Consider the following 8042-nt stretch of genomic DNA (forward strand, 5'->3'; position numbering starts at 1 on the left):
ACAGACGCACCGCTATCGCAGGCAAGCCAGCTCCCACATGGGATTGTGTGTATCCAGTACTAAGCAAACCCATTATTTAACCTGCAAACCTCTATGCTGATAGGGAACTAGCCTGACGCAATAACAACCAAAGGCAAACACACGCCCACCTTCTTATCAGGACACACACATGCAGGTAGAAAGCTTTTTCGAATGGTTGGGCCAGGCGCTCGGTTCGGTCATCCGCTTTATCGTCGATGGGCTCAGCGGTTTGTTCGGTGCCTTGACCAACGCCGGTGGCAACTTTGTCGAAGGCCTGTCACGCACGTTGGGCATGGACACGTCGATCATCAGCATCCTTACGCTGATCATTGGCCTGCTGTTTCTGTATTCGGCGGTGCGGGCGTTTATGCGGGCGTCGATCATCTTCGGGATTATCTGGTTGTTGCTGGGGCTGTGGTTGCTCAGCTGGGTCGTACACTAATCCCCCAAACCCCCAAGATCCCCCTGTGGGAGCGGGCTTGCCCGCGATAGCGGTGTATCAGTCAACGATGCATCAACTGACAGATAGCTATCGCAGGCTAGCCAGCTCCCACAGTTTGAAGCCGGTTCACTCAGTAGGATCTCAGCGGCCTTTGATCACCAGGTCTGCCGGGGTTTCTCCCACCGCCTGCCAGTTCGGCCGGTACATCGACTCCACCTGCGGCGGCGGCACGCGGTAGGTGCCGGGCGTCACCGCCCGCGCCAGATACAGCAAGTGCGTGGTGCCGGAACCGTCCAGGTTCAGCGCCGCCACGTAACGGTCATCACGGAACTCCTGATGCTTGAGCGACGCGTTCTGCATTGACTCGCGCCACTCCTTCACCTGGCTGCTGGCGTTCTCCAGGCTGGCGGCGCTTTGCGCCAGGTTCTGGTTTTCCAGTTCCAGGCCGGCCGGCAGCAGGTCCACCACCAGGGCATCCGGCACGCGCTGCTTGGCGCTGACGGCCAGATGCACCAGCACCAAGTCGCCGCTGTTGAGGTTGCGCAGGTTCAGCGGCTGGCCGTTCATGCCCAGGTATTCGCGGCGGATGCCCAGGTTGTCGCCACCCGGTGCCGGTGGCACCTGTGGATAACCCGAGATCGTCAGTTGCTGGTACACCGGCGCCTCACCTTGATTGCTCAGGCTCAGGTCGCTGGACAGCAGCTTGCCTTCCAGCTCCAGCGTCGGTTGCTGGTTGTTCAGCTCCTGCACACCGCCACTGCCGGTGAGGGTCACTTGCCAGTTCGCGTCGGGCTTGGCAAAGCCCAGGCGCCCGGCGAGGAACAACGAATTACGCTCTTGGGTTGATAAGTACGGACTCGCCGCCAACTGATCCGACAAGGTAAACAAGCGCTCCTCACGCTTGCCCTTGGCCAGGTCATTCTCCTCCAGCAGTGCCAGGATCATCGCCTGATCGCGCAGCGGGCTGCCGTAGTCGGCCAGCCATTCATTGGCATTGCGCTGCGCCGCCAGGCCGGCCAGCAGCGCCTGGTCCGCACGCGGCTGGTCGCCCATCTTTTGCAGGGCGATAGCCAGTTGCACCAATGGCAACCCGGAGCGCGCATCACTGCGACGTTCGAACAGGCTGCGCAACGCGCCCAGTGGCGCCTGTTGGCTGCGCGCCAACACCATGCCGGCGTAGGCCTGCACGGCAAAGCGCGTGTGCTCGGCGTTGTCGCTGTAATCGACCTCGATCAGGTTGCGCTCCTGCACATAACGCAGCAGGCGTTCGCTGGCCTTCTTCAAGGCTTCAGGCGGTACGGCAAAGCCTTGATCGCGGGCGCGCAGCAGGAAGTCGGTGACGTAGGCCGTCAGCCAATACTCTTCTTCACCATCGGCGCCCCACAAACCAAAGCTGCCGTTGTAGCGCTGCATGCCCAGCAGGCGCTCGATGCCCAGCTCGATCTTGCGTTTGCGCTCGGCATCCGGCTCGCCCTTGATCGCCAGGCGCTTGAGCAAGGCATCGTCGGCATACAGTGACGGGTACAGGCCGCTGGCGGTCTGTTCCAGGCAGCCATAGGGGTAGGCCTTGAGCGCATTGATCTGCGCACCAAGGTTCAACGGCGGCCGGCTCGACAGGCTCAACAGCGCCTCACGCCCCGCCGCATCGAACGGCTCCAGCGCGCCGGCTGGCAGGCTCCACGGCTGATCCTTGAGCACCGCGCGGTAATGCTTGAGCAGCGCCGGATACGCCGGACGCACGCCCAGGGTCCACTCGCGGCTGAACGGCGGCAGGTTTTCACCCGGCAAATCGAGGCCGTTCACCGTGACCTTGACCTTGCCCTGCCCCAGACCGCCCCAGGCTTTCACCGGGATGCGCAGCGTGGTGCGCTGGCCCTGTTTCAGCTCGACCGTTTGCGCGTCAGCGTTGACCAACTCCAGTTGCCCTTCGGCAGTCAGTTGCACATCGAGTTTTTGCGCCTTGCCCGACAGGTTGGACAGGTCCAGCGCCAACGTCGTCTGGTCGCCGCCAGCGAGGAAGCGCGGCGCCGACAGTTCGGCAATCAACGGTGCAGCAATCACGGTCTTGGCTTCGGCCATGCCGTAGCGATCATCGCTCCAGGCCTGGGCCATCAGGCGCAGTTCGCCGTTGAAGTCGGGAATGTTGACGCTGACTTCGCCCTCGCCCTGGTCATTCAAGGTCACCGGCGCGCTTTGCAGGGCGACGATGGTCACGCTAGTGTCGGGGCGCTTGCCGCCCTTGGCCAGCGCCGCATCGCCACCAAACGCCAGGCTGGCCAGACGGCCCTGACCGGCTTCGATCAGCTGGCCGTAGATGTCGAACTGGTCCACGCCATAGGCCTTGCGGCCGAACAGGCTGGAGTACGGGTCGGGCGTCGGGTATTCGGTGATATTGAGGATGCCGACGTCTACCGCCGCCACCAGCACATGCACCTGTTTCGGCACGCTGCCATCGGCATTTTTCGCCGCGACTTTCACCGTCAGCGGTTGTTTGGGGCGCATCTTTTCCGGCGCGGTGAGGGTCAGGCCCAGTTTGCGCTGGGTGCGATCCAGCGGCAGGTGCAGCAAGCCCACCGCACGTTTGGGGGTGATATTGGCTTTGCGCTCGCCGGGACGGATCACCAGGGCGCTCACGTACAAGTCATGGCGCGACCATTTCGGGTCCAGCTTCACGGCGAAGCTTTTGCCTTCGGCCGGCACCTCGATTTCCTGCCACCACAACGGGCCTTCGGCGGACTCCACCAACAGGTAGCCTTTACCGGCAGCGGGCGGCGTGACCGTGACGTTGGCGGTGTCGCCGTCGCCATACGCCGGTTTATCCAGCGCCAGCTTGACCTGGTCGGGGCGCACGGCGCCGCCTTCGGTGTTGTCCTGGGCCTGGTAGCCGGCCCAGAAGCGCAGGCTGCTGACCAGCCCGGTCTGCGGATCTTCGACCTCGACACGGTACGGCCCCCACTCGACCTGGAAGCTGACCTTGGCGGTGTCGCCGGCCTTGATGTTCAGGGTCTGCTCATCGAGGTTGAGGAATTTCTCGTTGAAGTGATAGCTCCAGCCATCGTTCTCGGAGTAGTTCCAGTAGTAGTCGCGGCGCTCGCGCACCAGGCGCACCTTGAGGTTTTGCGCGGCGAGTTTCTGCCCGTCCTGGTTGGCCAGCAGCACTTCGAATTCTGCCGGGCCGTCGCCATTGGTTTCCTTGCCGTCAAACAACCCGCGCAGGCCCGGCAGTTGCTCGGCCGGCCAGATCGGCTGCACCAGGCGCCGGGTGATCGGCCGCCCGCCGGACTCTTGCAGGCTGGCCTGCACGATCAATTGCAGCGGCGACTTGGCGTCGGCCCATTTGCTTTCCAGGGTCAGTTCTTCCTGGCCCTTGGCGTCGAGCACGCTTTCGTCCAGTTCGAAGTCCTGGCTCAGTTCTTCTTCGGTGACGGAGCCGAACTGGTAGCCCGGCAGCGATTTGACCGCCTCGCGCAACGGCCGCACATAGACCTGGCCGCTGACGCGATTGCCGGACGCCGGCGCGCCATACAGGTAACGCCCGTTGACCTGGATCACCGGGTTTTCCGCAGGGCTCAATGGCGTGTCGCTGCCCTTGAGTTCCAGCGCCAGGCGTTCGGGCAGGAAGTCTTCGACGAGGAATTCATACAGCTGCGGCTTGCCGTCACCCAGGTCGAACACCAGTTGCCAGCGCCCGGTCGGTGCTTCGCCGGCCAGTTGCAGTGGGTATTGATAGAGGCCGGAAGCGTCGGCGTCCCAGACGAATTTGCGGCTGACCTGCTCGTCCGGGCGGCGCACTTCGACGCTCACCGGTTGCGGTTTGACCGCGTTGCCGTCCTTGTCCCGCAGCAGCGCGTTGAGCAGTACGGTTTCGCCGGGGCGGTACAGGTCGCGCGGGCCGAACACAAAGAACTGCAACGGATGGGACGGCTGGCCGCCGATGTCGAACTCCGCCAGGTCCAGCGCGGCGCTGTCGAGGCGCAGCATGCTGGTCTGCTCGCCCTGCTTGGCCAGCAACACCTGGGCCTTTTTCGGCAACGGCAACTCGGCGTGGCCGCCCTTTTCGGTCTTGCCCTGGCCCAATACGCGGCCGTCGGCATCGAGCACTTCGAGATCGACGCCCTCCAGCGCCTTGCCGCCTTCCAGGGCCTGGGTAAACACGTCCAGGCGATTGGCGTAGCGGTGCACCGACAGGCCGATATCACTCAGGGTGAACAGCGTGGCCGGCTGGGAATAGTTGTAGGTGCCCGACGCACGCATCACCGCCAGGTACACGCCCGGCTGTTGCAGTTGCTTGAGACCGGCGATGGGCAGCAACAGGGTTTCGCGGGTATTGCGCGCCGGGTTCAGGTCGAAGCGGCCGCCGTAGACCAGATCGGCCAGGGGCAGCAGTTCGCGGGATTCATAACTTTGCAGGCTGGTGTTACGCCCCCACTGCGCGAGAAAGGTGGGCAGGGATTCGGGCTTGATACGGAAGAATTCGACGTCGATCTTGTCAACGTTCAGCGCGATCACCGGCAGGCCTTCGGCCAGACGCGTCGGCAGCAGGGTGCCACGGCTGGCGAAGCCGACGGTGGCTTGCAGGTCGCGGGTTTCCAGGCGGGCGATGTATTCGGCGGCGAGCTTGTTGCCGTTGACCGCCTGCACGCCGGCATCGACGGTGAGCACCAGCTTGCGCTGCGGCTCCAGATGGCGAAGGCGTAATTCCATCAGGTTGTCGGAGATTTCCCAGGCTCCATCGACCTTGCCGGACTTGCTGTCCACCAGGTGGAGTTTGTCGGCGAACTTCTGCTCGGGGTCCAGGGGAATGGAAAAACTCACGGAGAGCGCGCTGGCCCCGTCGAGTTGCACCTCGGACACATCCACCACGCTCAGCTCCCGCCCGGCGTAGCGCTGCTTCAGCGCTGCCACGTCCACCACCGCCTTGGCCGGCTTTGGCGCTGCCGTCACGGTTGGCGCAGGCGGTGCCGCCGGTTTATCGGAAGAATCGCAGGCGCTCAGCAGGGCCAGCGCGCAGGCCAGGAACAGTCCTTTGTTAAGCATGGGGCACTCGTAGTGGGAGGGGCCGAGGGGTGAACTATATATCAGCCTGTGGGGGGCCGATGAGGTGCTGGTCACATTGACCGACGGAGGGTGGTTTGGTTCTCAAGCCGAGCCAAATCCTACAAGCACAGAAGATCAAACTGTGGGAGCAAGTTTGTGTGGGAGCTGGCTTGCCTGCGATGCAGGCACCTCGGTACATCAGTTGCACCGATGTGATGCTATCGCAGGCAAGCCAGCTCCCACAGGGCTCAACAGTTACAATGCCGCTCTACCAAGGAGCCCTCATGACTGCCCTGCTTACCGACTGGCGCCACCGCCCCACCCACCGCAAGGTCTGGGCCCTGGCCGCGCCGATGATTCTTTCTAACATCTCGGTACCGCTGGTAGCCCTGGTCGACAGCATGGTCATCGGCCACCTACCCCACGCCCATCAACTGGGCGCCGTGGCCGTTGGCGCCAGCCTGTACACCTTCCTGGCCTGGGCCATGGGTTTCCTGCGCATGGGCTCCACCGGTTTCGCCGCGCAGGCCGCCGGGCGCAATGATGGTGCGGCGTTGCGGCAAATCCTCCTGCAAGGCTTGTTGCTGGCGTTGGGGCTGGCGATGTTGCTGGGCACGGTGGGCATTCCGTTCAGCCATCTGGCCCTGGAATGGATGCAGCCCTCCCGCGAGCTCAATCAACTGACCGAGGATTTTTTCCACACCCGCCTGTTCGGCCTGCCCGCCGCCCTGGCCAGCTATGCGCTGGTCGGTTGGTTCCTCGGCACGCAAAACGCCCGCGCGCCGCTGGCGATTCTGTTGACCACCAACCTGGTGAATATTGCGCTGAACCTGTGGTTCGTCCTCGGCCTGGATTGGGGCGTAGTCGGTTCGGCGCGGGCCTCGGTGATCGCCGAGTGGACCGGCGCCCTGCTCGGCCTCGCCCTCACGCAAAAAGCCCTGCGCGCCTATCCCGGGCATATCGCCTGGGCCGCGCTGAAACTATGGGAGAGCTGGCGCCCGCTGCTGGCGGTGAACCGCGACATCTTTATCCGCAGCCTCGCGTTGCAGTCGGTGTTTTTCATGATCACCGTGCAAGGCGCACGGTTGGGCGATGCCACCGTGGCGGCCAACGCGCTGCTGCTTAACGGCCTGCTGCTGACGGCGCACGCGCTGGACGGGCTGGCCCATGCGGTCGAAGCCCTGTGCGGCCACGCCATCGGCGCCCATGACCGCCAAGCGCTGCGCCGTTCACTGGTGGTGGCGGGCGGTTGGTCGTTGATCGCCAGCGTCGGCTTTGCCCTGCTGTTCACCGTCGCCGGCCACCTGTTCATCGCCATGCAGACCGATATCCCCAGCGTGCGCGCAACGGCGGATATCTACCTGCCGTATCTGGCGGTACTGCCGTTGATTGCGGTGTGGAGTTATCTGTTGGACGGCCTGTTCATCGGCGCCACCCGCGCCCGGGAAATGCGCAACGGCATGCTGCTGACGGTGCTGCTCACCCTGCCATTTGCCTGGGCGCTGCAAGGCCTTGGCAACCACGGCCTGTGGATAACCTTCCTGCTGTTCATGGCGTTGCGCAGCCTTACTTTGTGGGCGATTGCCTGGCGCTTGAACCGGCAGGACCAGTGGCTTGGATAAACGCGGTGACGCGGTCCAGCACCGGCGCCAGCCAACGTAGCGGCCTGGAAAGCGAGGCCACCAGCGTCGCGTGGCTGGTTCTGTCGAAGTAGAACACTTCCACCGGCACGCCTGCCGTGCGCAGCTTCTGCGCCAGCCCGCCGGTATTGCGCGTGGGGTTGACCAGGTCGTCATCCGTCGAGGCGATCAACAGGCTCGGTGGCGCGCCGGCAGTCACATGGTTGATCGGCTGGGACTCCGGCGGCGAGTCGGGGAAGAAAAACACCGGCCGCACGTCGCGGTTTTCAATCGGCAGGAAGTCATAGGGCCCGGCCAGGCCGATCCAGCCTTTGAAGATGGCCGGCGACAAGCCCACCTCATTCAGCCAACGCGCATCCAGCGCCAGCATCGACGCGTTGTAGGCGCCGGAGCTGTGGCCCATCACGTAGAGCTGCCGGGGGTCGGCGCCGTACTCGGCGCTGTGTTGATACGTCCAGGCCACCGCTTGGGCGCCGTCCTGGAGAAAGGCGGGGTAACGCACTTGCGGGTAGAGGCGGTAATCGGCGATGACCACGACGATGCCGCGTGAAGCCAGGGCTTCGCCGACGAAGCCGTAATCGTCCTTGGAGCCGTTGTTCCAGCTGCCGCCGTAGAAAAACACCACCACGGGGGCGTTGGCAATCGCCGGGGCAGGCCGGTAGATATCGAGCTGTTGCCGGGGATCGGTGCCGTAGGCGATGGCGGAAGTTTTGGTGTATGTGCTGGAAGGGGTGAGTGCGTTGAGCACTTTGATCGGGGAGCAGGCCGCGAGGAAGGCGGTGAGTGCCAGGGTGAATGCTTGCAGGAGTTTGCTCGACATCGTTCAGCCCTCACACAGAAGCTACTGCCAAGATGGAAACCCAAATGTGGGAGCTGGCTTGCCTGCGATGCAGACACCTCGG

The 8042-nt window shown here is 63.8% G+C and carries 4 protein-coding genes; 2 read left to right on the top strand and 2 right to left on the bottom strand.

Annotation, left to right across the window (positions count from 1 at the left end; translation table 11 throughout):
• Positions 1–169: 169 nt before the first annotated feature.
• Positions 170–463: a hypothetical protein gene (locus tag B348_RS0122885; protein ID WP_017738360.1), complete on the top strand. Its 294-nt coding sequence runs from the start codon at positions 170–172 to the stop codon at positions 461–463.
• A 141-nt stretch (positions 464–604) separates the two neighbouring features.
• Here the strand turns inward: B348_RS0122885 and B348_RS0122890 are convergent, their stop codons facing one another.
• A complete protein-coding gene (locus tag B348_RS0122890; RefSeq protein WP_017738361.1) occupies positions 605–5500 on the bottom strand; it encodes an alpha-2-macroglobulin in 4896 nt (1631 codons plus the stop codon).
• A gap of 284 nt (positions 5501–5784) precedes the next feature.
• Here B348_RS0122890 and B348_RS0122895 point away from each other — a divergent pair, with 284 nt between their 5' ends.
• The gene (locus tag B348_RS0122895) at positions 5785–7122 is read left to right on the top strand and encodes an MATE family efflux transporter (RefSeq protein WP_017738362.1); all 1338 of its coding nucleotides are present in this window, start codon (positions 5785–5787) and stop codon (positions 7120–7122) included.
• Here B348_RS0122895 and B348_RS0122900 read toward each other — a convergent pair.
• Entirely contained in the window at positions 7067–7960 is an 894-nt protein-coding gene (locus B348_RS0122900) for an alpha/beta hydrolase (RefSeq protein ID WP_017738363.1), read from the bottom strand. The two genes, B348_RS0122895 and B348_RS0122900, sit on opposite strands and share 56 nt — an antisense overlap.
• Positions 7961–8042: the final 82 nt, after the last annotated feature.

The organism is Pseudomonas sp. CBZ-4 (assembly GCF_000346755.1).
Lineage (GTDB): Bacteria > Pseudomonadota > Gammaproteobacteria > Pseudomonadales > Pseudomonadaceae > Aquipseudomonas.

Bases quoted from the DNA above. Each gene is read 5' to 3' on its own strand.
- B348_RS0122885 (WP_017738360.1), top strand. From the start codon at position 170: ATGCAGGTAGAAAGCTTTTTCGAATGGTTGGGCCAGGCGCTCGGTTCG.
- B348_RS0122890 (WP_017738361.1), bottom strand. From the start codon at position 5,500: ATGCTTAACAAAGGACTGTTCCTGGCCTGCGCGCTGGCCCTGCTGAGC.
- B348_RS0122895 (WP_017738362.1), top strand. From the start codon at position 5,785: ATGACTGCCCTGCTTACCGACTGGCGCCACCGCCCCACCCACCGCAAG.
- B348_RS0122900 (WP_017738363.1), bottom strand. From the start codon at position 7,960: ATGTCGAGCAAACTCCTGCAAGCATTCACCCTGGCACTCACCGCCTTC.